The sequence below is a fragment of the Bradyrhizobium sp. CCGUVB23 genome (assembly GCF_024199885.1).
GTDB lineage: Bacteria > Pseudomonadota > Alphaproteobacteria > Rhizobiales > Xanthobacteraceae > Bradyrhizobium.
The window spans coordinates 722,463-746,925 of the sequence record NZ_JANADQ010000001.1 but is presented as its reverse complement, the minus strand read 5'-3'; the positions used below and the strand labels follow the sequence as shown (position 1 = coordinate 746,925).

The window sequence follows — 24,463 nt, the reverse complement described above, 5'->3', positions numbered from 1 at the left end:
CATTGCCTTTCAGCCTAGCCGCTTGCGCATTTGTTTGAAGAACACAGTGATGAGTGCCGCCACCATGATGAGGAAGATGATGCCCATCGCCGAGCCTTGGCCGAAGTTGAAAAACTGGACTGTGGTCAGATAGTCCATCGCACTGAAGACCTCCGTGCTCGTGCCCGGACCGCCCGTGGTCAGCGCATAGGGGATCGCGAACACCTTCAGGCCTTCGATGATCCGAAGCAGGATGGCGATCGTCGTCACCGGCCATGCAAGCGGGATCCCGAGTCGCCACATGACCTGCCAATGATTCCGGGCATCGAGGATCGCGGCATCATAGAGATCGCTCGAAATGCTGCTCAGCCCCGCCAGCACGATGATGAACACGAAGGATGTCCAGCGCCAGATATCGAGCAGTATAGCCGCAGCAATTCCGCCGGATGGCGTCGAAAGCCAGGGTACTTCGATGCCCGCGAGTTCCAGCACGGCCGTGACCAGTCCCCCCTGGGAACTGAAAAGCGTCACGCCGAGATAGCCGATGGCCACCTCCATCGTGAAGAGAGGCATGCCAATGATGGTACGAAAGCCGCGCGCCCAGGGCGCACCGAGATTGACCAGCCATGCTGCAATAAAGCCTAGGACAACTTCGACCGGCACCGAGACCGCTACGTAAATGGCGGTGACGATGATGCTATGCCAGAAGCGGTCAGAGGCGAGCACGTCGGCATAGTTCTGCAAGCCGATATAGCCGGTGATCCCCATCCCGAGCACATAATTCGCGAAGCTGTAGCGGATGACGAATATGAGCGGCGCGAACGTGAACGCGACGACCCACAGCACTGCAGGGAGGAGAAGAACATATTTGAAGACCGCGCCGTACTCGGCCGGCCTTCCATGCATCGCTTTCATCGAATGCCCCAGTCGCCGAACGTAGCCCGCGCTCTCCGGTGCGCAAAGGATCAGCGGCGCGCCGCGTTTCCGGGTCGGCGCGAGCGGCGCCGCGAAATCTGACTCCTCACGGTAGCCGGCAGCGGCTTCCGACGGTATCTATCACGCGAACGAGGCCTGGTAGAGCGCCTTCTGCTTTTCGCGTCCGTAGCGCTCCGTAATCTTCTCCCAGGCAGCAGCAGTAGCATCGAGTGCCGCCTTCGGCTGCATCTGGCCACCCAGGACCGCCGAGATGTTGACATCGAGCTCGTGCCAATATTCGGCTGTTCCCGGAATGCGCAGATATTCCTCCTGCACCGGCGCGCTCAGGACCGAATAGTAGCCCTTCAGATATTCGACGACGTCATCGGGATCCCAGTTCTGCGCCTTGAACTCGTCCAGACTCGCGGTACCAACAGGTGGCAGATACTCGAACTTCATGCCCGGCTGCACGCCGGTCCAGCCGTTTGCGGAATTGAAGAAGGCATTCTTCTTGTTGGCCATAAAGGCCAGGAAATCGTAGGTCGCCTCGCGCTTCTTGGAATTGCGGGAGATGACGCAATGCCAAGAGCCGCCATTGGAGTTGCCGACCTGGTTGAACTCGTATTTTTTCCATTGACCGGTGATCGGGTTGAAGGCCTCGGTCGTGCCGGGGATACCGGCCGCACCTACCTTGCCTTTCACCTTCGATGTCTTGGGATCCTGGGCAAGCGTCGGCAGGTCACCCCAGGTCGGCTCCATCGCCGAATGACCGGCGAGGAAAAGATTCCAACCCTGCCCAAGTGTCCAGCTTATCTCTTCACGCGGACCGGCGCCGGCAAGCTTGATGTAATCCTCTAGCGCTCTGAGGTGCCCTTCCGAATTGATGAGGGGCTTCATGTTCTGCGGATTGAAGAAATAATACTTGTTGTCAGGCGAGATGACATATGGTGCCGACAGGGACAGGAAATGAAAAAATCCCTGCTCGTTTACCTTGGCGTGTAGCGCCAGGCCCCAGTCATTGCCGCCATCCTTGTTCCAGTCCCAGCCGGTGAAGAATTCGGCGGCGTCGTGCAACTCCTTCATCGTCTTGGGCGGGCTCGGTAGCTCATAACCGTACTTGGCCTTGAACTTTTCGTTGTTCTGGCCGTCGGCGAAAATATCCTTGCGGAAGTACAGCGCCTGCGCGTCCCCATCGAAGAGCACGCCGTAGAGCTTGCCGTTCCATTCATAGAGCTTGCGCATGGACGGCAACCAATGGTCGGGATCCCAATATGGATAACGCGGATCGGCCAGGAAGCTGTCGATCTCGATGATATACGGTGTCTCAGGTACGAAGAAGTCGCCATAGAACCACGCGCCGGTCATATAGGTGTCATAGCGGCCAAGGCCGCTCGCAAGATCCGAGAAAATCTGCTGGTGAAGCGTCTCGATCGGCACTTCAGCGACATTTACCTTGCCGCCGGTTTCCTCCTCCCAGTGCGGCACGTGATATTTCAGGCCGTCGCCTACCGTCGCTTTGAGCACCATCACATTGATGGTCGTCCCTTTGAAGGGCTTGGTTTTGAGGAAATCGATACGCTCCTTCGTGATCGGCGACTCATATGGCACCTCGGGCGCCGACTCCACCAGGTTCGCCGCCCGCGCCGGGGCTGTCAGCCTTGTCAGCACCGCAAGCGAAAGGCCAAGCTGCAATCCACCCAGGACGAACTCGCGTCGGCCGATTTTTCCTTTCAAATACCCATGAACTAGATGTTCAAGCTTCTCGACGTCTCCTCCACTCGGCATTTTCTCCTCCTCTTGCCATTGCGGGCGTCAAACATGCGATCCAAGGCGCGGACGCGGGTCTTATGCTGCTGGCAAAAAATGGAAATGAAGACTTGGCCAAGACCTCCGATCCGCGATCAACGCAAAGGGTCAGGCGGTCGTAAGCGAGACGACCGGAGCGCAACCTTCGGCATTCAATTTAGTCCCGGCATCCCGGAGGGGTCAACACGGGAAAGTGGCGCAGTAACGAGGCTTTCCTTGCGCGGGAGAGCGTCATGGACAGTCGCGGCGGCTATGTGTATCAAATCGTCTCAACAGCCGGTTCTAATGTGCTCCCGCGGCCTCCGACCGCCCTGCAGAAAGGCACACGGGGAACAATGGCAAGGGTGGAGCTCAGACGCGTATCGAAGCGCTTCGGCGACATCTCCGCGGTGGAGGATTTCTCGCTCGGCACCTCGGATGGTGAGTTTATCGTCCTTGTCGGGCCTTCCGGATGCGGAAAGACGTCCACCATGCGCATGATCGCCGGCCTCGAAGCCGTCAGCGAGGGGCATATCCTGTTCGATGATAGGGACGTTACCGATCAGCTTCCGCGCGATCGGGACGTCGCCATGGTCTTCCAGAATTACGCGCTTTTCCCGCATCTCAACGTCTTCTCCAACCTCGCTTTCGGACTGCAGCTTCGCAAGGTGCCGAAAACGGAGATCGAGACCCGAGTGAAGGATGTCTCGCGCCTGCTCGGCATCCAGGAGCTTCTCGAACGTCGTCCCAGGGAACTTTCCGGCGGGCAGCGCCAGCGCGTGGCACTCGGTCGCGCCATCATGCGCGAGCCGAGGGTATTCCTGATGGATGAACCGCTCTCGAATCTGGATGCGGCCCTGCGCATGGAGATGCGCGCCGAAATCATCAAGTTGCAGGAGCGTCTCGGCATCACGACCTTCTATGTCACCCATGATCAGGTCGAAGCATTGAGCATGGGTGATCGGATCGTTGTGATGCGCGGCGGCAAGCTGCAGCAGGTCGGAACGCCGATGGAGCTCTACGAGCAGCCGGCAAATTCTTACGTGGCTGGCTTCATCGGCAGTCCGCCCATGAATTTCCTCGAGGCGGTCGCAAACGGCAACGGGATAACGCTCACAACGCTGAGTGCGACGGTTGAGCTTGCCGGTCGGCTATTCGCTGCAACGCAGCGATCAAGCGCCCGCGACCTCCTGCTGGGCATACGACCAGAACACGTCTCGCTTTCCGACCGCCCGGCCAGCGACGGAGTCTATAATCTGGACGCAACCGTCGATACCGTCGAGCCGCTCGGCCACACCATTCTGGTGAGAACGCGGCTGCCCTCGCAGCAGGTTCTCAACGTGCTCGTGACCGGAAAGATCTCCTGGCGCGAAGGCGACAAGGTGTACCTGGTCATGCGCCCGGAGCACATGTACCTGTTCGACAGGCCTGCCGACCGGCTCCTGTGTGGTCTTCCCGGCTGAGCGATAGAAGTCTACGGATCCGCCGCTTCCACTCACAACGCTCAACACAATCAAACCGACAAAGAAGGAGAAAGCGATCCATGCCCGTGACTGAGAAGACACTGGACCGCAAGCTCGCCCAGATCCGTGCGGGGCAATATGTGCCGTCCGATTTCATCATCGCGGATGCTAAGGACGGTGATATGGGCTTCGGCGCGGGTGCGCCGGGGCCGGTCTATGATCAAGACAATCAGCCGACGGACCGCATGTGCACCCTTGCCGACTACCGTGCCGGCATGCGCGACATGGTCAGATCGGGTCTCGTCGACATCATGCTGACTTCCGTTTCATCGGCGGAGGCGCTGCGCGCGAATGGCACCTATGCCGATACCCCTGTTACGCCAGCCGTGCGGCTGAATGACACCACCGACATCTGGAGCCTGCGCGGCGGCGCATACAGAACGCTGCAAGCCCGGCCCTTTCGTACGGCCCGGCTCAAGCACGCGCGCACTGTCGCAGATCTCGGGCTTTATTCCGTCACCTTCTATAACGACATCGACCGAGACGTTGCCACCCTCGAAGCTTATGCCGTCTTTCGGGAGGAGGCAGAAGCGGTCGGAATGCGGCATTTCCTTGAAGTCTTCAATCCCACCTTCGCAATCGACACGGGCGGCGTCGATCTCGGCTTCTACGTGAACGATGCGATCGCTCGCGCTCTTGCCGGCGTTGCTTTGGCCGAACGGCCTCTCTTCCTGAAAATGAGCTATAACGGACCGAGCGCTATGGAAGAACTCGCCTCCTTCGACCCGCAGAACCTCGTCGTCGGCATTCTCGGCGGTGCGGCAGGGACCACGCGCGACACGATGGAGCTGGTCGCACAGGCAGAGCGCCACGGCGCGCGGGTCGCGCTCTTCGGACGCAAGATCTGGTATGCCGAATCGCCGACGGAGATCGTGCGCCTGATGCGCCGGGTCATCGAGCGCGAGGCCTCGCCGAGCGAGGCGGTGCGGCTCTATCACGATGTCCTCGCAAAAGCCGGCATTCGCGCAAGGCGACCACTCGATCAGGACAACGAAGTCACCGATCCCATCCTCAAAGCCGGAGCATGCTGAGTGGCGGCGCAAAAAGGCGTGGTGACAGCCGGCAGCTGGTGCTGCGACCATAACAAGCTCGTCGACCATTGGCCATCGGAAGACGGCCTTGCCACGATCATTGCCGAGGAGCGGCACGGCGGCGGCTCAGCCTGCAATATGGCCGTCAACCTTAAGAAGTTGGATCCCGATTTCCTCGTTGAAACAATCGGCATCATAGGCGACGACGAGGATGGCCAGCTGCTTCTTGCCGAGGCCGATACCCACGGCATCGAGCGTAGCAGCCTGCGCGTTGTCCCTGGCGGGCGCACGAACTACACTGACGCCTTCGCATCGCGCGCGACGGGGCGACGCACGCACCTCTTCTTTCCTGGTACCAATGATCTGCTGACGCCCGGTCTCTTCGACTTCTCGGGGACCCGGGCTTCCCACCTCCATCTCGGTCTTCCGGGGCTCTACCCCGGCATGGATGCGCCTTTCGCCGCCGAACCGAACGGCTGGGTGGCTGTCCTGAAGAAGGCGCGGGCCGCGGGTCTCCGTACCAACATGGAGCTCGCCTCTGTTGCGCCGGACACGATTGCCCGCCTCGTCCGGCCCTGCTTGCCGCTCCTCGACTTTCTCATCATCAACGATGTGGAGATCGGTGCGCTCGCCGGTATGACAACGGAAAGCGAGGGCAGCACAAACATCGCTGCATGCCGCCACGCGGCGCGCAAAGTGTTGGAGGCGGGAGCCATGGATCTCGTCGTCGTCCACTTCCCCGCTGGCGCAATTGCGCTCACCCGCTCTGGCGACGTACTCGCGAAGCCCTCGTTACGTGTACCGGCCGAGGAGATTGAAGGCGCAAACGGGGCTGGCGATGCCTTTGCCGCAGGCATTCTTTATGCCGTTCTGGAGGGCTGGACGCTTGCCGAAGCGCTGGCGCTCGCCCATGCTGTGGCTGCTGCGTCACTGCGCAGGGTTGGCACGACTGACGGCGTCCTGCACTGGCGGGAGTGCCTGGCGCTTGCCGATCGCTGGGGCTGGCGGGAGGAGATCGGCTGAGAAGGGACCTCAGGCCGTTTCGCGCGCCCTTGCCATCAATTCCGCGATCGCCTCGTTGAAGGGCTTCAGCGCGTTCTGCAGCGGATCGAATACGCGCCGACGAATCTCGGCATAGATAGCTATCCACTCCGGATCCGGCTCAACGACATGTTCGCCCCGTTCGATGCCGGCGAGTGCCGCATCCAGGTCCGGCCAAAGCCCGGCCGCGATGCCACCGAGGAGGGCCGCGCCCATGGCCGTCGCCTCTGGCTGGTCGATGACGACAATCGGAGCGCCGAATACGGCTGCTTTGATCGCAACGAGCAGCGGATTGCGCGAACTGCCGCCGATCAGGCGATACTCGCGCGGACGTCCCACCCCGGGAAGTGCCGCAAGCCCGTCCACCACGCAGCCTACCTGCAGGGCGATCCCCTCGAGTACCGCGCGGTAAACCACGCCGCGGCCGCTGCTCGCGGCAAGCCCGATAAAGGCGCCGCGCGCAGCGATGTCGGGTGCGGGCGGCGGCGCATACGCAAGATGCGGCAGGAAAACGACACCCGCGCTGCCCGGCCGTTCTGCGCGAGCCTCATCGATGAGTATCTCATGGGACACAGCGCCGAGAAGAGCTCGCAGCCACTCCACGGCGCCACCGGAACTGTTCATCGTTCCGCCGAGATAGGAGAGTGGCCGATGTGCGTCCACCGCGCCCTGAACATAGCCTCGTCGCACAATCTCCTGATCCTTCAACGGGCGTTCAGTCAGCATGAGCAGGGCCTCAGCCGTGCCGAGGCTGTCGAGGACCATGCCTGGGCGCGTGAGACCTGCCGCATAGGAGCCGACGAGATGGTCATGACCGCCGACCGCGACGATCGGCTTTCCGGCAAGCCCGGTCCGGTCGAGGATTTCACGACGAACGGGCCCAAGCGGAGAACCACTTGCCTTGAGAGGTGGCAGCAAGGTCGGCTCGATGCCCGCATCCGCGACCAGCCCCTCGGCCCAGCGCCCTCCTTTCAGATCAAGACAGAGTGTGCGCGAGGCAAGCGTGAAGTCGGTCGCCGCCTCGCCCGAAAGGCGGAAGGCGATCCAGTCGGCAATGCAGAGCACCTGCCTTGCACGCTTCAGCGCCTCGGGCCAGCGGTCTTTCATCCACAGGAGCTTGCAGAGCGTCAGCGTCGGATCGATCGGTAGGCCGGTGATCTCAAAGATGCGTTCCTTGCCTATTTGCTCGGCAAGAGCCTTCGCGGCGATCTCGCTGCGGCCATCGAACCAGACAGGCGCAGGCGCGAGCGCGCGACCGCGTTCATCGACCAGCACGCAACTTTCCCCGACGCTCGCCACGGCAAGTCCAGCCACAGGCCGGTCCCGCAGCTGCCGTCCGACCTCCGACAAGCAATCGCACACACTGGCAAAGAGCGCGTCCGGATCATATTCGCCGCTGCGGCCGTCTATCATGTGCGCCGGGGTCGGGCGGTGGGTCGCGACAACCTCGCTGCCGCGCAGATCGAAGGCGATCGCGCGGATCGACTGCGTCCCGACATCGATACCCACGATCAGTGGCGCCGTAGATGTGACCGGCTTTGGCTTCAATGTCATGGCAAGGCCTGGTCGGGTAGGGTGTTGATAAGACTGAACGCTTTCAGCTCGCCTGTCCAGCAACTCCGGGCTCACATAAACGTCTTGAGTCCAGACCGTTGTGTGTACCGAAAACCGCATCCGAGTGTGATACCGCGTTGGAATCGCCTAAGCTGGCGCGATGATCGGGCTGTTCTGCTTCGCTCTGGCCGCCCTGGCCTCGCCATTCAGGTCGAAGTTGCGGCTTGAAGCTGAGAACGCGGTGCTGCGACATCAGTTGATTGTCTTGAGACGCAGGCGGCGTAGTCGCCTTCGGACGAACCTTGATCGCTGGTTCTTTATCGGGCTGTATCGCTGGTTTCCAGCAATCCTGAAGGTTCTCACGATCATCCGGCCTGAGACGCTTGTGCGTTGGCACAGAGCCGGATTTCGCTGCTACTGGCGTTGGAAGTGGCGCCCACGGGGAGAGCGACCGCCAGCCGAGACGGAGCTGCGCGTCTTGATCCGGAGCGTCGAAAATCCGCTTTGGGACGCGCCACGCATACACGGCGAACTGCTCAAGCTCGGGTTTGAGGTCGCGCAGTCGAGCGTCGCCAAGTACATGGTCAAACGCCCGCACTTCTGCTTCCGGCCGATTCCGTTGAAAAAGGCGGCAGTAGTCCTGATGTATTGACGCCAGCGCCGATGGGGCCCAACGGCCGTTATGCGGGTTTGAGGGATTGCGTCGGGATCAGCTTGGCCATCTTGCGAAGGTTCTGGGCAGTGGCTGCGAGGGTGAACTCATCACGAGCACCGTTTGGACCTCGTAAACGTAGACGGTCGAGCTTGAGAATGCGCTTGAGGTGCGCGAACAGCATCTCGATCTTTTTGCGGAGCCGACGCGAGGTACCCACGACCTTGCGATCTGGCGGGCCATGTCGCGAGCGCCCTCATAGATTGAGCGCGGCACCCTCCGTGAGGGCTGCTTGGGGCAACACCGGGACTTCAGTGCGCACCGATCGCAATCGCGCTTGCTGGCCATGTAAAGCATCGTGGCGCCATCGTTCACCAGCGCTCCGGTCGTGGTGAGTACCTTGCCGCCAGGACAGCGATACACGTCACCTGCGTGGTCATAGGTGAAGTCCTCGCGCGAGAATATCCCGTCTGTGCGGACCGACTTGTCGAACACCGTGACGTGTGGCTCGATGCCGTGCTCGTAGACCAACCATCCGAGCATCTCGGCCGAGCCATAGCCGCTGTCGCCGAGGAGCCGGCTCGGATAGAGATCGAACCGGTCGAGCGAGCGCTCAATCATGCGCTTGGCGGCCAACACCTCCGCCTGTCGGATTGCCGTGGTTGCCTCGACATCGACGATGATCGCGTTCTCGACGTCGACCAGGTAATTCGTCGAGTAGGCGAAGAAGGCTTGGCCGCCGTGCGCTCCCGTCCAGCGCGCCGCTGGGTCGGAGGGCGACACGAACTTCGGCGTGACCTCGGTCGCTGCTCCGAAAGCGGCATCGTCGAGGACGGCCAGATACTCATCGATCGCTCGGCCGGCGGCCTCCGGTGGAAGACCCTTGTCGCCTTCGATCCCCTTCTGCCGATTGGCATCGGCCTTGATCAAGCTCGCATCGACCGCAAATCCTTCACCACCGACAAGTCGTTCCTCGATGCAGCGGCGCAAGAGGCTCTCGAACACTCGACGGAAGAGATCGCTCTCCCGGAAGCGACCATGCCTGTTCTTGGAAAAAGTCGAGTGATCCGGCACCGAACCGTCCAGGCCGAGCCGGCAGAACCACCGGTAGGCCAAATTGAGGTGGACCTCATCGCACAGGCGCCGCTCCGATCTGATGCCGCAGCAGTAACCGATCAGGAGCATCCGGATCATGAGCTCCGGATCGATCGAAGGCCGACCGATGCTACTGTAGAAAGGCGCCAGGCCCAGCCGGACCTCTTCGAGGTCGACAAACCTGTCGATCGACCGAAGCAGGTGGTCGGCGGGAATATGCTTCTCGAGCGAGAACTCATAGGACAACACAGCCTGTTCGACTTGCCGATGCCCCATCATGATCTTCAGTCCTGCCAACTAAGCAGACTGAATCACCGGTATCTCTGAGTCGCAACAGCCGCCTTTTTCAACGGAATCGGCGCATAGCGGACCATGGCCGGACTTGCCGCTTGCTCAGCCGCTCGCGAATGACCCGGCGCGGACATTCGCTGCTGGCAGTTGCTACGATCCTAAAGGGCCTCTGTGATTGCACTCGACGAGAATTTAACCGTAATGTCTTCGACCGTCCTCGCCGCTTTCCGCCTTCGAAAACCCAATAGATGGGGGATGCTCATGAAGGTGATATACTTCGAGGATCTGAACGTCGGAGATAGTTGGACGACGACGGAACACCTCGTGGATCGAGAAGAAATGCTGGCCTATAATCGCGCATACGACCCGTGGCCTTTTCACGTTGATGCAGAGGCCGCCAGCAAATCGCCGTTCGGTGGACTGATCGCAAGCGGGGGTTACACAATCAGCTTGATGTATCGGTTGTTCCACGAAGTCGTGAACCAGCCGGATCGGAAGTGGGCTTTCTTGGGGGGCTTTGACTGGCAGGTCAAATTTCCGGCACCCGTGCGTGCAGGTGACCGGTTGCACGAACGCATCACAATTATTGAAAAGCGCCCATCGAGCAAGCCGGGACGAGGCGTCATCAAGAACCGCGTCGAAGTGATCAACGATCGAAAAGGTGTGGTGCTATCAATCGAGGCCATTGTGTTGCTGGCCACTCGCTCACGGGGCGGGTAGGCGGAATTTGCTTAGGGCCATGTGGTGCCCACTAATCTGGTTCTAGCCGTGCTGATGTCGTTTCTCCATCGCGTCATTTCGCTGCGATGCGGAAGTTGATCGCATAGCGGACTTTCTGGCGAGCCTCCGCCCTGCAACTGCAACCACGGATTCTCTTGCAGCAGATATCCTCAACAGAGGCGGTCACGCATACCCCGCGCGTCCGCCAATTCCAGAGGACTCGCCGGACCTGTCGCTGTGTGTAGACGTCCACCGGGCAGGCGGCATCATTTGACAATCGACGATGATCAGCTCATTTTTGGTGGCGCGGTGCCACACTTCGACTGGGTGGGCACATGATGAAACTCGAAGATTGGGCATGGAAATCGCGAATGATGCCTACCGACTTAACTTATTCACCAGCTTACGGGCCGAACACCGCCTCAGAGCGTGACCAACGACGAATTTGACAGGGTCATCCGCGATCACCTTACGCGAGTAAGCAGATCAGATCGCCGAGAGATGGTCGAGTTAGCCACTGCAGCAGCCCTCGAAGTGTATGACAGGATTGTCGCCCGCAATATGAGGCTAGGGCGCGCTCGGCCACTCAACTGAACTTCATCACCGATCGCGGCGTAAGCCGCGTTCGCCCGGCGCCGCGTCCATCACCCGGTGCATCGCCGGGTGGGTGCGGTTCTTGACCTTCACCCAATACATCGACCGTCCGGCCTGTCCCGGTGCTTCGAGACCAATCCTTCCAGCCCAATGCGGCAGGCCGCCCGGAATAGGTCTGGCCCGATCTCGCCGCGCTCGAAGGGTGCAACAGTGATCCCGTCCGGTCGCCTCGCCAGAAACCGCTCCAGGTTCGACTTGTAGTGCAGCGGCAACTCCCGTAGGTCGTCACCGCCCATGGCGAGAATGGCGAAGGCGTAGAGCTGAACTTCGTGATCGTGCTTGCGGGAGTGGAACGCATTGAAATCGGAGATTCCGTTGACACCGAGCACCACAGCCTCGCCATCGATGACGAATGGCGTTTGCCGGTTCTTCAGCGCGGCCTCTGCAATCCATGGATAGCGCTTGGTCCAGTCGCTGCCGTTGTCGAACGCGTAAAGCTGGACTTCGTGATCGTGCTTGCGGAAGTGCAGCGCGTTGAAATCGGAGATGCCATCGACACCGAGGATCATGGCCTCGCCGTCAATGACGAAATGCTTTTGCCGGTTCAGTGCGGCCGGATAGCGCTTGGTCCAGTCGCCGCCGTTGCGGTGACAGCGGACGCACGCGCTTGTCATCCCGGATGACCAACATCCCGTAGCCGTCGTACTTCACCTCGTGATTCCAGTCCGAGGGGACCTGCTTGCCGGTCGTCAGGCAGAGCTCGTACGCCATACGAATTGGCCGAAAATAGGTATCGACGGCGGATTTTACGAATCGAAAGGGGCCGCTCTTTAGCGACCCCTTTGCCGGTTGCAATCTTGTTCGGGATGAAATGCCAGCCCCGGCGGCACCAAACTATCGGTATCTAAATGCCAAGTAGACTCCGGATGAATACCGTTAGCAATTCTGCCCCAATTCCGGTTTTGCCATGGAACCGAAATCCAAAAGTGGAGCGAATGCCTAGAATGTTCCCCGCCGAACGTCTGCGCTTCCAAAGTGTTTTAGAGTGGTGCGATTTTCATGACGGGAGGAGATCGTGAAACGCCTGCGGTTCAAACCAGACAAAGCGCTGGGAGAACGACTAATCAAGGAAGCCCGGCTAGCAAGAGAAAAGGCAGAACAACTTCCATCGGGTAGGGAGCGTGAGGACCTTTTGAAGAAAGCCCACGAGGCCGACATCACCGCCCGTATCGATGAATGGTTAAATTCGCCAGGCCTTAAGCCGCCCATCTAAAAGCAAGGCCGCCTCAGTTGGCGCCCTCTGCCTTCAAGAGCCGCACATAGGTGCCGCTCTCGTGCAGCGTCGGGCCTTTAGCATAACCGCGCTCACCTTGATGACGCAGGGGACTTGTGGCGCTCGTGAACGACACCCAGCAGTTGGTACTTGCAATGCTTGCTCTGGTCTGGGCTGGCGTGATGCTGGTCACTGGTCAGCTTTACGTGGAGTATCGTGAGGCACGAGCGCCCACAGTTGCGATCATTGGTACGAGCGGAACGCACCAGTGTTTTCGACGGGACGACCGAATTTCGTTAAGGCAATGCTGGCCGAGCGAGCCAGATTAGGGGAACTGAATGAAAGCGACGCACGTTAATCCCGCATGCTTTGTCGAGAAGAACTTCGACCGCTGGTTATAGTGATGGCAGCTATCGTGCTTGGTGTGGTTGTGAAGGAGATAAAGCTCAGTCACCACGCAGCCGAGACACCAGCAGGCATCGACTTCGCGGCAACGGAATAGAACACGCCTCGCGCGCGGCATCGCAGCACGTCATGATGTTCACATCCATCGTCAGCGCACCGGGAGCGGCGGCGCGTGAGTCATATGGCGTCAGGGGACAAAGCCGTAGGAAACAGCGCGCCGGGAGCGCGGGGCCATTGGGAGGGGCCATTGGGACAAGGCGCGACGTGCAGTTTGCGCCGGACGCTGGCGCGACATACTGTGCGGGCCTCGATCCAGACAAATGGCCATGAGGAACCTGCCGCTCAGTCCACGCGAGAAGCAACTCCTGAGGCGCTTGGCCGCCGGGAAAACGGATGCTCAGATTGCCGAGCGACTTGGTGGCACCGCGAAGCAAATCTCAGAACAGCGTGCCCGCTTGCTCACCAAGTTGGGCGTCAGCGCGCCAGCTGAGATCGCCGATGCAACCGAGCGGCTGGCGAGTTGGAGCACCTATCGCGGCGTGACCTGAGGCCGGTGCCGCGAGCGCTGCAGTGGCGGGCAGACGCGCAGTCTAAAGGATTGCGAACGCAACCACGCTGGCGACAAGCACAAGGAAGCCCAGCGCCGCCAACGACACGAGGACCGGGGCGGCGGAGCACCGTTTACCCGCGATTTATCTATTCCGCCTATTCGCCACCAATGGCGGATTGATTTCATACGGCCCCGATATAGCGGATACCTTTCTTCGTCTAAAGCGTGATGGCATTAGGTTCGATAGCCTGAATTTTCGAGGTAGTTCGCGCATTCTCCAGGGGTGAATGCCGTCAGAACTTCACCGATGGCGGCGCAGACCGTATCGACGGTTCGGGCGGCGGCCTTTCGGAGCAGATGTTTGAGCTTGGCAAAGACCTGTTCGATCGGGTTCAGGTCGGGCGAGTATTTTGGCAGGAAGAACAGTTTGGCGCCGGCGGAGCGAATGAGCTGGCGCACGAGCTTGCTTTTGTGGCTGCCGAGATTGTCCATGACCACGATATCGCCAGGGCGAAGGGTCGGCAGAAGAACCTTCTCGACATAAGTCCGAAAGCTTACGCCATCGATTGGTCCCTCGATGAACCATGGCGCATCGATCCGGTCATGGCGCAAGGCGGCCAGGAAGGTCATGGTCTTCCAGCGTCCGTGAGGAACCTTGGCCGGAAGTCTGTGCCCGCGTGGGGCCCATCCCCGCAGCGGAGCCATGTCGGTCCTGGTCCAGGTCTCGTCGATAAAGACCAGCCGCTCAGCTTCGACGCGACCTTGATACTTTGCCCACTGGGCTCGCCGCCGCGCGACCTCGGGACGATCGCGTTCGCCAGCCGCCACGCTTTTTTTTGAAGCTGAGCTTCTCGGCATGCACGAAGTCCCACACCGAGTGGTAGTCGATCTTCAGACCGCGTCCGGCAAGCTCGGCAACGAGCCCGCGTATGGTGAAATCGCCGTCCTTGATCCGTTGCGACAGCCAGACCGCGTGGTCTCCCGAAACCGCCTTCGGCTTGTGACCGCCCATCTGGCCCGGAGCAACGCTGCCGGTCTCATCGACCCGCTTCATCCAGCCAATTGCCGTGCTGATCGCGACCCCAAACTGCTTGGCTGCCTGATTGCGGGACATCCCGCCCTCGATCGCGGCCACGACACGCTTGCGAAGATCCAGAGAATAAGGCTTGCCCATCCATGCTGGCCTCCGCCCAGCCAGCATGGTGAATCAGAAACAGCCTGATTTGGGAATCCCAAATCGATTCAACCTAACCCCATCCCGCTTTAGGCGGCTACGTCGATAAGATCCTCAAAGGCGCAAGGCCGTCTGACCTACCCGTCGAGCTGCCGACAAAGTTCGACCTCGTCATCAATCGTAAGACCGCGAATGCGCTCGGTCTCACCGTACCGCCCTCGTTGCTCGCCCTTGCAGACGAAGTGATCGAGTAGCTGCGTGTTGCACTGCATAGTCTGCTTCTGATGCTGTGGACGGCTCCTCCGCCCGGCACGCGGGTGCCATGGAGTTGGGGCCGAGTTCGCCGCACCGCTGCCACATCACGTCCCAGATTAGATGCCGTAATCAGGGACAGATCGGATGGTTCGGCGGATGTACCCGGCCTTTGATGGAGAAAGTCCCCGGCGAGTGAGCACGCCGGGGCCTTTTCGCTTAACGCTGATGGCCTAGTCCAATTCCAAGGCTGCCAGCCTTCTGTCTCAACGAGCCCTCGGAGCGCTTCATCAGCTTCGAGAGTTTGGCCACTGGGGTGCGAGCCTTGGAATGTGCCTTGAGCAGCTTGATATCGTCCTTGGTGTACTCTTTGCGCTTGCTCTTCGTCTTTTTTGTCTTTTTTGCCACTTGATGTTCTCCGGCGTGATCGGTCGCCGGGTTAAAGTGATCATGCGAATGCGTCAAGCACTCACTCCACGCCGGATGCCCCGGTTCTTCACCTTGTATGGGGCTTTCCTTGTCAAGGGTAAACTTCCTCACACGCTGCTCTCTATCCACTTGTCGAGTCCCTCCGGTTGCTTGGGTGTCAGCAAGGCGCTTCCTTCCATTCTCGGCATGAAGGGCCCCCCTTTGCTTGGCCGCGCTGAGCGGTCAATCCCCGCAGCCCGCAAGGGGCACGCCTTTTGGCGCGCGGGATTGACGGCGAAAGCGCGTGCCGAGCGATAATGCGCCATTCCAAGAATGGCCTGGCGGCGAAGTTCACGATCTTCATCTTCACACGCCGTTGGCGTCGTCTTACCCGTAAGCATGACGTCACGTGTACAGCGGCATTGGCACCGGCGACAAAATCCGAGGCGAGCTCGTTATCAGGCGCTGATCGCGCCGCAGCCTTGTATTCGGTCGACCCTTCGAGGATCGCACCATGATGCAATCATGCGCATCGGCGGCGAGCTCCGGGGCGGCGGGTCCATCCTTGATCGCGGCTTGAAAGCCATTGTGAAAAGCGAATCACCACCGCCTCGGATCGTCATCGGCAGACCACACCTCCACGGCCCGCCAAAACTGTCGTGCTGTTATCTGATCTCCTTTCCCCTTCGAAGTTATCGGTTATGACGCAGGACGCAGGACAATGCCGTCCGACATTTCGCCTGTTGTAACGAGACGCCAGAGTGCAATGAGCAGCTTGCGCGCCAACGCAACGATCATGGTCTTGCGCGTGTTACCGCGCCCGTCGGCCGTTCGGGTTTGAAACCATTGAGCCAGGGCGCTGCCCTCTTGGAACCTCAGACAACGCCACGCCAATCGAATCATACCGGTGCGGACGCGAGCGTTACCGGCGCGGGCAAGACCCTTCTCACGCCGGCGTTTGCCGCTCTCGTCCGGGGAGCCGGTAAGACCGGCGTAGCGAGCGACCGCCTTACGGTCGCGGAACTGGCGCGAGAAGACCTCGTTAACCAGCATGTCTGCGGTCTCAACGCCGATGCCGACGACCCGTGCGATAAGATGGACCATTGCGTGTGGGCTTTTCTTTTTATCGCGGTCAGCTTCGAGCTTCTGCAGGCGTGCTTTCTCGATCGCTCGGATTTGCTCACGCACCATGTGCAGACGTGCGAGGTGACGAAACAGCTCTGCACGGGTGTTTTCCGGCAAAAGTGATCCTTCCGCCGAGTGCAGCTCTTTGAGTTGTTGCTCGGCTTTGCGCAATTTCAGCCGAAACCTACGAATGCCAAAGCGGGTGAGGATCGCCTTGATTTGGTTTCCGATCCGCGTCTGCTCAGTGACGAGGCTGTCTCGCTCACGGTTCGGCCGTTTGGCATCCTCCTCTTCGATCGTTGGGATCGCGACCATGCTGCAGTGACGCTTCTCTCCGCGCAGCCATCCAAGTAAGGCGCGCAGCAGCAGTTCCGTATCGAGGCGATCTGTCTTTGCGCGTCGATGTTCGCGTGGCACCGCAATGCTATTAGGGTGGATCACATGAGCCTCAACACTGCGGATGCGCAGCCAGCGGGCCAGCCAAAAGCCATCGCGTCCGGCCTCATAGGCGACAACGACGCGCCTTATCGGATGCCCGGCCTGGTCAGCCTCCTTGCGCCAACGATGCAAGAGCTTCAACAGCGACTCCGCATCCGCATCGAGCCTTTTGAGCGGCTGGCGTTTGATGCCAGGAACAACCGCGGCTGCCAACCACTTCGATTGAGCCATCTCGATTACGGCGATGATCGTGCTATCCTGCTCGAGGGCGGTGAGGGATCTGCTCGCCTCAAAAGGTTGCGACATGTGGCGCTCCTTTGGTGTCTTTGGACAGAGCGCCGAGCGTGCCACAAACCCTCGCCGTCCGCCCCGCCCCATAGCATCTTGATCCAATGCTTTTGCCGCCCACTGCTCCACGCTTGATTACCTGAGCGCCCCCTGAGTTTTGCCTTAAAGGCGGCGGCTCAACGGCGAGGTGTTTTCCAATGCTCCGCTTCCGGAGCGATTGACGGTGAGCGCTCCAATTCGCAGAGCCGGTCGATCTGCGTTTTGAGGCGCGCTGGCAATTTCGGCTCTGGTTTCAGCGACGCGCGTAGTCTCTCGCCGATCTCTCGAACGATGGCCCGGCTGTGCACGTAGTCAATGTCGATGCGGTTGCGCATAGCGGAGCCTTTGGCAATAACGGCACCGCCTCCGCCCCGCCCCCGCACCCAACCGGGGCAGGCTGGCCCTTCAGAGGAACTGGAGACCGCCGCTTTTGGCTATCTGCGCGAGCGCTTGTATTCAGAGCAGCGGGTCGCTGGCAACGACCTTTGGCTATCCGCGACATGCGCCGTGTTAGTACCGGCGAGCGACGGTCTCATGTTTTTCTAAAGCCTGGCAGGCGCTTTTCGTTCCTTTGATCTCTCTGATCGTGACACGATGTTCCTTCGGACGAGGAACCCGGAATGCGGCGTCGACGCATCCGCTAGACCGCTAAGCGATCGCAGCCATGCACTCGGGGCCAACTGATACACGAACAGTACTCGGGAACTGTTTCTGAGAGTGCCCGGTTAATTCATGGGGCGATGAAGGGGACTATCGCTATGAGGACCGAATATCTCGCTGCGATTGCGATAGCTGTTCTTGCCGCTTGTACCGGGCTGACCACTCTCGGCTCGCTGCCGCCCGGAAAGCAGTCCACGCCGGCCGTCACGCAAGTGGCGGACCGATTAGCTCTGTCCGTAGATCCGTTTTTGATGCGGTCTGGTGGCTAATAGGCGGCGTAACTCGAAATGCATTGGCCGCCGGGTGATGTCGGCGAGCAGAATCGAGTTGCCGATCAGCCCAGGGCGACCGCTTTCGCGTTCATCGAACAATGCTGTAGGCAACCTCGTTCAGTCGTGCCTACGCCGCCGCCCGATCTTCCTTATCCGCCCCGCGCATCACGATCCTGAGCGTCTCATCCGGCAACGACCGTTGCAGCGCCTTCGCCTCATCCCACGGCGCGCGCATCCAGACATCGCGCTCTTCATCAGTCGTCAGGATTACCGGCATGGCCTTCGGATGGATCGGCTCAATCACCGCATTTGGCGTAGTCGTCAGGAAGCCATACACGAGGTGCGGCCCCGGGGATCGGCTTGGACTTCGTCCCTTGAACTCAGTCCAGATGCCTGCGAAGGCCGTAAGCGGTCGGTCATCGTTCAGGCAAACCAGACGACATCCTTCTTCTTTGTCTCAGGGTTCGCCTCAGGCGCGTACTCGGCGAAGCTGTCGAAGGGGACGAGGCAGCGGTTCTCTGGCTTCAACCAGCCGCGCCAATGAGGAGATGACGTGTTGCGGATGTTGGTGACTGGAGGGCCGCCTGTGCGCGGCGGCGGTGGCATGCCCCAGCGCATCAGCGTCATCTCGGTGCCAGCCTCCCTGTTGCGGATCACAGAGGCCGGGTAGTCCGGGAAGACGCCGGGCATCGGCTGCAAGTTGCCGACGTAGCGATTGACCACGCGGAAGAGCGCGAGGATGGCGGCTTGGTTGGTGGTGATGCTGTAGAGGTTGCACATGTAGGTCAGCGGCCCGCCGACGTACTCGACCTAGGTCATCCCTTCCTGGTAGTCCGCAAACTACGGACGTAATACCCTTGTCCCTGAACGGCCGACCTGATCTCGTCGCTAACTCTGAAAACTCTTTTTCTGCTCTTCCGCCACTTATGTCTGGAGCTGAGCGTCGGTATCGCAGAGCCTTTGCTTAGAACGAGCAACTCGCGCTTATCATTGCGATAGACATCAAACACCTTTCGCCCCCGCTGATTACATTGGAATAGACATGAAATAAGTTTCGGTCCTAGACGGACCAGACTAATATCTATAAGGGCCGCGCGGGTTGTAATTCTGCAACGCTCGCCGCTTTCTGCTTCACCGCGTTCCGGATTGGGATCGAGCTGATACGCTTCCGGACAGATTGGTCGGCCTAGGCGATGCAACGAGGCCGCGGATATCGTGACCGGCGGGCCGCCAGTGTGCCGCGACGGCGGCATGCCCCAGCGCATCAGCGTCATCTGCTTCCGGCAACCGTGTTGCGGATCACGGGAGCCGGATAGTCGGGAAAGACGCCCGGCATCGGCTGCAAATTGCCGACGTAGCCATTGACCACGTGGAACGGACGCTAAGCATCCTGAATCAGAATGTCGGTCAGGCTCTTTTCGTCGCGCTGTCGCGGCGTCAGATCCAGTCCTGTCAGCAGATCGGCTAGATGACTTGTCATCAGCTCGGCTGCGACGTCGGTGTCGTGGCGGGCGATGGCGTCGACCAGATGATGATGGGCATGGCTTGCACAGATGGTGTCGCGCCGGATCCAGTACAATGCGATTATTAGCGATGAGCGCGTGACGAGGTCGGCGACGATCTCGCACAGGATCGACTGCGACGCGATCTTCGAGACCTCAACATGAAAATTGGCTGACAGCATCAGCGCGTCACTGTCGCGTCCTTCACGCACCGCTTCGTGCTCCTGATCGAGATGGGCGCGCAGCCGCGCCACGTCGTCGGCCGTAGCGCGCGCGGCGGCAAGCGCTGCCGCGCGCGCCTCGACCAGCATGCGCATTTCGAAGATCTCGCGGGCTTCGGTCTGCGAGGGTTGTGCCACGAAGGCGCCGCGGTTCGGCTCCAGGCGCACGAGGCGATCGTGCGCGAGCGCCTGCAGCGCGGACCGGATCACAGTACGGCTCACCGCGTAGATCGAGGCCAGTTCGTCTTCGGGCAACTTGGTGCCGGGCGCCAGCCGATGGGCAAAGATCGCATCCCGCAGACGGGTGTAGGTCGCGGACCACCGCGCCGCTGGTTTCAAGGAGTAGGTCTGTCGGTCTTCGGTCGTGTGCATGGCCTCAGAAGCTGGACGGAGATAGCGACGGTGCAAGGTGCGATTGGATTTGTGCACGCGTTTTCACCGTCATCATATCGCGTGCTTACCTGCAGGTGAAGTGGCGAGCGGGCGGGACGTCATGTCCGGCGCATGCTGTGGCTGCGGAGCTTCCGGCGCGAACGCGGCAAACAGGCCATCATAAGGCTTGACCCGCGGCGCGGCATAGCCGCCACGCTTTGATGTCTTGTGGCCGAGGCTCACCAGGCCTTCAGCGAGTTTCACCGCCGCGCCGACGCCGTCGACGACGGGAAGGCTGTGCTCGCGCGATAGCTCGGCAGCGAGATCGGCCATGCCGGCGCAGCCCAGCACGATCGCTTCGGCTCGGTCCTCGACCACGGCCTTGGCGATCTCGGCCGAGATCCGTTGGCGTGCGTCCGAGCCGGGAATCTCGAGATCGAGCACTGGTATTTCCGATGCTCGTACCCGCGCGCAGCGGCCGGCCAAGCCGTATTTGGTGAGGTTGTGCTCGATTGCTGAGACCGAGCGCGACAACGTCGTCACAACGCTGAAACGACCTGCCAGCAGGCTGGCGATGTGGAAAGCGGCCTCGCCGATGCCGATGACCGGTGCGGCGGTGAGGCAGCGCGCCGCATCCAGCCCAGTGTCGTCGAAACAGGCGATTACATAGGCATCCACATCTGGCGCGGCGTGTATCTGCGCTAGCAGGCCTGGAATCGAGAATACTTCGTCATAGTAACCTTCGATGCTCGGCGGACCGTATGTCGGATTGATAGCCTGGATCGCGGTGCCGGAAGCGGCGGCCGCTTGCGCCGCCACGCCGATCTTTTGCGTCATTGATGCGGTAGTGTTGGGATTGATGACCAGAATGCGCATAAGTGTTTACCTGGGCTCACAATTCTCCGCCAAGATAGAGGGTTTTGATGCGTTCATCGTTGAGTAGCTCAGCCGAAGGCCCGGAGAGCGCGACGGCTCCGGTCGAGAGCGCATAGGCGCGGGCGGATATCTTGAGCGCGATGCGCGAATTCTGCTCGACTAGCAGCACGCTGACCTGCTCGTCGCGATTGATGGCGACGATCGATCGCGCAATGTCCTGCACCAGTTTCGGGGCAATGCCGAGTGAGGGCTCGTCGAGCAGCAGCAGCGTCGGCCGGCTCATTAGTGCGCGGCCGATTACTAGCATCTGCTGCTCGCCGCCGCTCATAGTTCCCGCCGCCTGGCTATAGCGTTCGCGTAGCCGCGGAAAGCGCGTGAGTACCGCCTCGAGCGTGTTGGCGACTTCGGCCTTGTCGTGGCGGGTGAAAGCCCCCATCAGGAGATTGTCCTTCACTGACATCAGCGGAAACGATCGGCGGCCCTCCGGAACCATCGCGATACCCATCTTCACTAGCTCGTCGGGCGGGCGGCCATCGATGCGTTGGCCGCGAAACCGAATTTCGCCCTTGCGGATCTTGCGAAGGCCGGTGATGGCTCGCAAAATCGAGGTCTTTCCCGCGCCGTTGGCGCCGATCAGCGCCACGGTCTCGCCCTCGTTGACCTCGAGCGAGACGTTTCGCAAGGCGTAAACCTGATCGTAATAAAGTTCGACCCCGGAGAAGGTGAGAAGCGGCTCCATCGACTACATCCCGATCGATTCGTCGGCGCTGCCGAGATAGGCCTCGATCACACGCGGGTTTTGCTGGATCTCCGTTGGCGTTCCTTCCGCGATCTTCTCGCCGAAATTCAGCACGACAATGCGGTCGGAAATCTTCATGACGGCGGGCATATCATGCTCCACCAAGAGGATGGTAACGTCGCGATCGCGTACCGCGCGCACCAGCTGGACGGCACGTCGCGTTTCATCATGGTTCATGCCGGCAAAGGGCTCGTCGAGCAGTAGGATTTTAGGGTTAGTGGCAAGTCCGATGGCTATGCCTAGCGCACGTAGATGGCCTTGCGGCAGGGTGTTGGCTAACTGTCCCGCGATCGCGCGCAGACCGAGAAAATCCAGGATCTCATCGGCAGAGCGGGCAAACTCGCGCTCGTCGGCGCGCGCGCTTGTCGAACCGGTGTAGAACCCGAGCAAGCTGGCGCGCGAACGCAAATGGTGGGCGATGATGACGTTGTCGCGCACGCTCATAGTCTTGAATATGGTGGTTTCCTGGAAGGTGCGTACGACGCCGGCACGCGCCACGACGTGAGGGGCCAGACCGGAGATGCGGTTGCCGCGCAAAAGCACTTCGCCATCGCTCGGTCGCATGAACGAGGCGATCAGCTTGAACAGGGTCGACTTGCCGGCGCCGTTCGGCCCAATCACCGAAAGGATCTCGCCCTCGCGCACGGAGAAGGAGATTCCATTCACGGCGACGAGGCCGCCGAAGCGTTTGGTTAGAGATTTGACCTCAAGCAACTCGGCCACGGCTCAGCTCTCCTTCCGCCGCGGCGCAAATAGGCTGAGAATGCCGTTGGGTAGCACCAGCATCAGCGCGATCAGCACCATGGAATAGATCAGCAACTGGAACTCACCCGTCCTGAACAGGAAATCCCAACCGAAATACAACACGAAGGTGCCGACCAAGGGGCCCATCACGTACCCCAAACCGCCGAGGAAACAGTTCAGCATGAAATTTACGGAGTCGGCGACGGCGAAGCTCGACGGATAGATCGATTGCGCGATGGCGACAAACATAGCGCCGCCAATGCCGCCGAGGAACGAGGAAATCGCATAGGCAATGATACGCAACGCGGCGACGTTGACGCCGATTGAGGAGGCCAGCTCTTCATTTTGCTGAAGCGACAGGCAGAGTTGCCCGATGCGAGAATGTACCAGACGATAGACGCCTGCGAATACCAGTACCATCAGCGCCACCGTTACGAAATAGAACGCCTGACGCGGGTTGGCCAGTGTTGCAAAATCCGGCAGTAGCGTGAGGCCGAACAGGCGGATTGCGCCTGGAGGCGGGATGTCGGTGATGCCTTTGGCGCCGTTGGTCAGCGGCACGGCCAGCGCCGCGAGCCGCGCCACCTCCGTCAGGACAAGCGTCACCATCGCGAAATAAACGCCGCGCAGCCGCAGGATCGGCAACCCGATCAGGACGCTGATGCCAGCGCAAAGCAGTCCGGCAAGCGGTAAGCTAAGCCAGAACGAGACGCCACCGGCCGTGACGAGGATCGCCGAAACGTAGCCGCCGAGCAGCGCATAGGCGCCCTGGCCGATGTTGATGCGGCCGATGAAGAAGGTTAGCCACACGCCTGCGCTGGCGATGCTCAGAAGCGCGACAGAGGTCAGGGTATAATAGAGGTCGCTGCGGCCACTGACCGCGATGAGCCAGGGCACGAGGACGAAGGCGACGACCAAAAACAGCGCCAGGGCCGAGACTTTGGATGCGGTGCTCGTCATTGTCAGCCCCATGGTTTGCCCATGAGCCCGTTGGGACGGATACTCAGGAACACCATCAAGGCGGCGAAGATCACCAGATAAGTGACGTCGCCGTAGGCATGCAATACCGACAGACCCACCGACTCCAGCATGCCGAGAATGAAGCCGCCGGCGATGGCGCCGCCGACCACGCCGGCGCCGCCGATCATCACCATCAGGAAGGCCTTGATCGAGATCGGCCCGCCGATGCCGGAGTTGACGCCGGTAATAGCGACCAGCAAGCCGCCGACCACGCCGGCCAGCATCGCGCCAAGCGCGAATCCGATCATGGAATAGCGATCGACATTGACGCCCATTAGCTGCGCCGCGACGCGGTCCTGGGCCAGCGCCCGCATCGCCCGTCCGGGACGGCTGAACTGCATGTAAGCCATAAAGCTCGCGATCAACACCAGAGCAATGACGCCGACGATGATCTTATCATAAGGGATGATCAGCCAGTCGACGTTGAGCACACCGTTGACGATCTTCGGCACGCCGCGCTGCTTCTCGCCAAACAGCAGCAGGATTACTGCATCGAGGAAAAAGGCTGTACCGGCGGCGAGCAGCATAGTGCTCTCGTCGCGCACGCTACGCCGGATCACGGTGCGGAATAGAAACCGCTCGAACAGGGCGCCGATGATCGCCAGCGTCACGCCCGAACAGGCAAGCGCCACCACGAACGGCAGGTGCAGTTGGCCGTAGACCGTATAGGTGATGAAGCCGCCGAACACGTACATCTGGCCATGCGCAAAGTTCAGCACGTTCATCAGCGCGAAGATCAGCGTCAGGCCGAGCGCGATCAGGGCGTATTGTGCGCCGAGGTAAAGGCCGTTCACGATGACCTGTGTCATGTGCAGTCCCGTTCGAGGAGCGCGCGCAATCCGTTGCGCGCTGCGGCTCGCGTCCG

General features: G+C 60.6%; 22 protein-coding genes and 4 pseudogenes. 8 read left to right on the top strand and 18 right to left on the bottom strand.

The window, feature by feature from the left end; translation table 11 throughout:
* Positions 1-9: 9 nt before the first annotated feature.
* Entirely contained in the window at positions 10-894 is an 885-nt protein-coding gene (locus NLN62_RS03240) for a carbohydrate ABC transporter permease (RefSeq protein WP_254107350.1), read from the bottom strand.
* A gap of 141 nt (positions 895-1,035) precedes the next feature.
* Complete coding sequence (locus tag NLN62_RS03235) at positions 1,036-2,679, bottom strand: ABC transporter substrate-binding protein (protein ID WP_254107348.1); 1,644 nt, start codon at positions 2,677-2,679, stop codon at positions 1,036-1,038.
* 356 nt (positions 2,680-3,035) lie between these two features.
* On the opposite strand from NLN62_RS03235, the gene NLN62_RS03230 reads away from it, so the two are divergent.
* The 3 genes from NLN62_RS03230 (at position 3,036) to NLN62_RS03220 (ending at position 6,256) form a co-directional block, all read left to right on the top strand.
* Positions 3,036-4,142 carry an ABC transporter ATP-binding protein gene (locus tag NLN62_RS03230; RefSeq protein WP_027527514.1) on the top strand — a complete coding sequence of 369 codons (1,107 nt, stop codon included), beginning with the start codon at positions 3,036-3,038 and terminating at the stop codon, positions 4,140-4,142.
* 80 nt (positions 4,143-4,222) lie between these two features.
* The gene (locus tag NLN62_RS03225) at positions 4,223-5,233 is read left to right on the top strand and encodes a hypothetical protein (RefSeq protein WP_254107345.1); all 1,011 of its coding nucleotides are present in this window, start codon (positions 4,223-4,225) and stop codon (positions 5,231-5,233) included.
* Positions 5,234-6,256: a carbohydrate kinase family protein gene (locus NLN62_RS03220; protein ID WP_027527516.1), complete on the top strand. Its 1,023-nt coding sequence runs from the start codon at positions 5,234-5,236 to the stop codon at positions 6,254-6,256.
* 9 nt (positions 6,257-6,265) lie between these two features.
* Here NLN62_RS03220 and NLN62_RS03215 read toward each other — a convergent pair whose 3' ends face one another.
* Complete coding sequence (locus tag NLN62_RS03215) at positions 6,266-7,828, bottom strand: L-fuculokinase (protein ID WP_051390185.1); 1,563 nt, start codon at positions 7,826-7,828, stop codon at positions 6,266-6,268.
* Positions 7,829-7,988: 160 nt separating this feature from the next.
* On the opposite strand from NLN62_RS03215, the gene NLN62_RS03210 reads away from it, so the two are divergent.
* The gene (locus tag NLN62_RS03210; RefSeq protein ID WP_254107342.1) at positions 7,989-8,480 is read left to right on the top strand and encodes a hypothetical protein; all 492 of its coding nucleotides are present in this window, start codon (positions 7,989-7,991) and stop codon (positions 8,478-8,480) included.
* 28 nt (positions 8,481-8,508) lie between these two features.
* Here NLN62_RS03210 and NLN62_RS03205 read toward each other — a convergent pair.
* A pseudogene (locus tag NLN62_RS03205) lies at positions 8,509-9,854 on the bottom strand (transposase).
* A 273-nt stretch (positions 9,855-10,127) separates the two neighbouring features.
* On the opposite strand from NLN62_RS03205, the gene NLN62_RS03200 reads away from it, so the two are divergent.
* Positions 10,128-10,586: a MaoC/PaaZ C-terminal domain-containing protein gene (locus NLN62_RS03200; RefSeq protein WP_198031931.1), complete on the top strand. Its 459-nt coding sequence runs from the start codon at positions 10,128-10,130 to the stop codon at positions 10,584-10,586.
* A 683-nt stretch (positions 10,587-11,269) separates the two neighbouring features.
* On the opposite strand, the gene NLN62_RS03195 is transcribed toward NLN62_RS03200, so the two are convergent.
* A complete protein-coding gene (locus NLN62_RS03195; RefSeq protein WP_254107339.1) occupies positions 11,270-11,854 on the bottom strand; it encodes a DNA ligase in 585 nt (194 codons plus the stop codon).
* Positions 11,855-12,255: 401 nt separating this feature from the next.
* Here NLN62_RS03195 and NLN62_RS03190 point away from each other — a divergent pair, with 401 nt between their 5' ends.
* Positions 12,256-12,453 carry a hypothetical protein gene (locus tag NLN62_RS03190; protein ID WP_084801853.1) on the top strand — a complete coding sequence of 66 codons (198 nt, stop codon included), beginning with the start codon at positions 12,256-12,258 and terminating at the stop codon, positions 12,451-12,453.
* Between the two features lie 725 nt (positions 12,454-13,178).
* Positions 13,179-13,406 (top strand): helix-turn-helix transcriptional regulator, encoded by a 228-nt coding sequence (locus tag NLN62_RS53255; protein WP_371932906.1) that lies wholly within the window; start codon positions 13,179-13,181, stop codon positions 13,404-13,406.
* 236 nt (positions 13,407-13,642) lie between these two features.
* On the opposite strand, the gene NLN62_RS03185 is transcribed toward NLN62_RS53255, so the two are convergent.
* Positions 13,643-14,582, bottom strand: a protein-coding gene (locus NLN62_RS03185; protein WP_371932905.1) for an IS630 family transposase whose coding sequence is annotated in 2 segments (ribosomal slippage) — positions 13,643-14,245 and positions 14,247-14,582 — 939 coding nt in all. Because the reading frame shifts where the segments join, the coding sequence is not laid out codon by codon here.
* A gap of 92 nt (positions 14,583-14,674) precedes the next feature.
* Between NLN62_RS03185 and NLN62_RS03180 the strand changes: the two are divergent.
* Positions 14,675-14,836, top strand: a pseudogene (locus tag NLN62_RS03180) (ABC transporter substrate binding protein); the annotation flags it as partial.
* A gap of 217 nt (positions 14,837-15,053) precedes the next feature.
* Here NLN62_RS03180 and NLN62_RS03175 read toward each other — a convergent pair.
* The 12 genes and pseudogenes from NLN62_RS03175 to NLN62_RS03115 form a co-directional block, all read right to left on the bottom strand.
* Complete coding sequence (locus NLN62_RS03175) at positions 15,054-15,242, bottom strand: hypothetical protein (RefSeq protein WP_027527520.1); 189 nt, start codon at positions 15,240-15,242, stop codon at positions 15,054-15,056.
* 699 nt (positions 15,243-15,941) lie between these two features.
* On the bottom strand, positions 15,942-17,111 hold the full coding sequence (locus tag NLN62_RS03170) for an IS110 family transposase (protein WP_254107336.1): 1,170 nt from the start codon (positions 17,109-17,111) through the stop codon (positions 15,942-15,944).
* Positions 17,112-17,269: 158 nt separating this feature from the next.
* Positions 17,270-17,467, bottom strand: a complete 198-nt coding sequence (locus NLN62_RS03165; protein WP_254107334.1) for a hypothetical protein — start codon at positions 17,465-17,467, stop codon at positions 17,270-17,272.
* Positions 17,468-18,191: 724 nt separating this feature from the next.
* Positions 18,192-18,844, bottom strand: a pseudogene (locus NLN62_RS53250) (SOS response-associated peptidase).
* Between the two features lie 35 nt (positions 18,845-18,879).
* A complete protein-coding gene (locus NLN62_RS03150) occupies positions 18,880-19,074 on the bottom strand; it encodes a hypothetical protein (RefSeq protein WP_254113329.1) in 195 nt (64 codons plus the stop codon).
* 231 nt (positions 19,075-19,305) lie between these two features.
* Positions 19,306-19,433 (bottom strand): annotated as a pseudogene (locus NLN62_RS03145) (SOS response-associated peptidase); the annotation flags it as partial.
* 12 nt (positions 19,434-19,445) lie between these two features.
* Positions 19,446-20,159: a GntR family transcriptional regulator gene (locus tag NLN62_RS03140; protein ID WP_035664608.1), complete on the bottom strand. Its 714-nt coding sequence runs from the start codon at positions 20,157-20,159 to the stop codon at positions 19,446-19,448.
* 72 nt (positions 20,160-20,231) lie between these two features.
* Positions 20,232-21,035 (bottom strand): aspartate/glutamate racemase family protein, encoded by an 804-nt coding sequence (locus NLN62_RS03135; protein WP_084801759.1) that lies wholly within the window; start codon positions 21,033-21,035, stop codon positions 20,232-20,234.
* Positions 21,036-21,051: 16 nt separating this feature from the next.
* The gene (locus NLN62_RS03130; protein WP_027527135.1) at positions 21,052-21,774 is read right to left on the bottom strand and encodes an ABC transporter ATP-binding protein; all 723 of its coding nucleotides are present in this window, start codon (positions 21,772-21,774) and stop codon (positions 21,052-21,054) included.
* Positions 21,775-21,777: 3 nt separating this feature from the next.
* Positions 21,778-22,557 (bottom strand): ABC transporter ATP-binding protein, encoded by a 780-nt coding sequence (locus tag NLN62_RS03125; protein WP_027527136.1) that lies wholly within the window; start codon positions 22,555-22,557, stop codon positions 21,778-21,780.
* A gap of 3 nt (positions 22,558-22,560) precedes the next feature.
* A complete protein-coding gene (locus tag NLN62_RS03120) occupies positions 22,561-23,538 on the bottom strand; it encodes a branched-chain amino acid ABC transporter permease (RefSeq protein ID WP_027527137.1) in 978 nt (325 codons plus the stop codon).
* Positions 23,539-23,540: 2 nt separating this feature from the next.
* The gene (locus NLN62_RS03115) at positions 23,541-24,407 is read right to left on the bottom strand and encodes a branched-chain amino acid ABC transporter permease (RefSeq protein WP_027527138.1); all 867 of its coding nucleotides are present in this window, start codon (positions 24,405-24,407) and stop codon (positions 23,541-23,543) included.
* Positions 24,408-24,463: the final 56 nt, after the last annotated feature.

Bases quoted from the DNA above. Each gene is read 5' to 3' on its own strand.
- NLN62_RS03115 (WP_027527138.1), bottom strand. From the start codon at position 24,407: ATGACACAGGTCATCGTGAACGGCCTTTACCTCGGCGCACAATACGCC.
- NLN62_RS53255 (WP_371932906.1), top strand. From the start codon at position 13,179: ATGGCCATGAGGAACCTGCCGCTCAGTCCACGCGAGAAGCAACTCCTG.
- NLN62_RS03210 (WP_254107342.1), top strand. From the start codon at position 7,989: ATGATCGGGCTGTTCTGCTTCGCTCTGGCCGCCCTGGCCTCGCCATTC.
- NLN62_RS03135 (WP_084801759.1), bottom strand. From the start codon at position 21,035: ATGCGCATTCTGGTCATCAATCCCAACACTACCGCATCAATGACGCAA.
- NLN62_RS03195 (WP_254107339.1), bottom strand. From the start codon at position 11,854: ATGACAAGCGCGTGCGTCCGCTGTCACCGCAACGGCGGCGACTGGACC.
- NLN62_RS03130 (WP_027527135.1), bottom strand. From the start codon at position 21,774: ATGGAGCCGCTTCTCACCTTCTCCGGGGTCGAACTTTATTACGATCAG.
- NLN62_RS03170 (WP_254107336.1), bottom strand. From the start codon at position 17,111: ATGTCGCAACCTTTTGAGGCGAGCAGATCCCTCACCGCCCTCGAGCAG.
- NLN62_RS03140 (WP_035664608.1), bottom strand. From the start codon at position 20,159: ATGCACACGACCGAAGACCGACAGACCTACTCCTTGAAACCAGCGGCG.
- NLN62_RS03215 (WP_051390185.1), bottom strand. From the start codon at position 7,828: ATGACATTGAAGCCAAAGCCGGTCACATCTACGGCGCCACTGATCGTG.
- NLN62_RS03240 (WP_254107350.1), bottom strand. From the start codon at position 894: ATGAAAGCGATGCATGGAAGGCCGGCCGAGTACGGCGCGGTCTTCAAA.
- NLN62_RS03225 (WP_254107345.1), top strand. From the start codon at position 4,223: ATGCCCGTGACTGAGAAGACACTGGACCGCAAGCTCGCCCAGATCCGT.
- NLN62_RS03230 (WP_027527514.1), top strand. From the start codon at position 3,036: ATGGCAAGGGTGGAGCTCAGACGCGTATCGAAGCGCTTCGGCGACATC.
- NLN62_RS03200 (WP_198031931.1), top strand. From the start codon at position 10,128: ATGAAGGTGATATACTTCGAGGATCTGAACGTCGGAGATAGTTGGACG.
- NLN62_RS03120 (WP_027527137.1), bottom strand. From the start codon at position 23,538: ATGACGAGCACCGCATCCAAAGTCTCGGCCCTGGCGCTGTTTTTGGTC.
- NLN62_RS03165 (WP_254107334.1), bottom strand. From the start codon at position 17,467: ATGCGCAACCGCATCGACATTGACTACGTGCACAGCCGGGCCATCGTT.
- NLN62_RS03235 (WP_254107348.1), bottom strand. From the start codon at position 2,679: ATGCCGAGTGGAGGAGACGTCGAGAAGCTTGAACATCTAGTTCATGGG.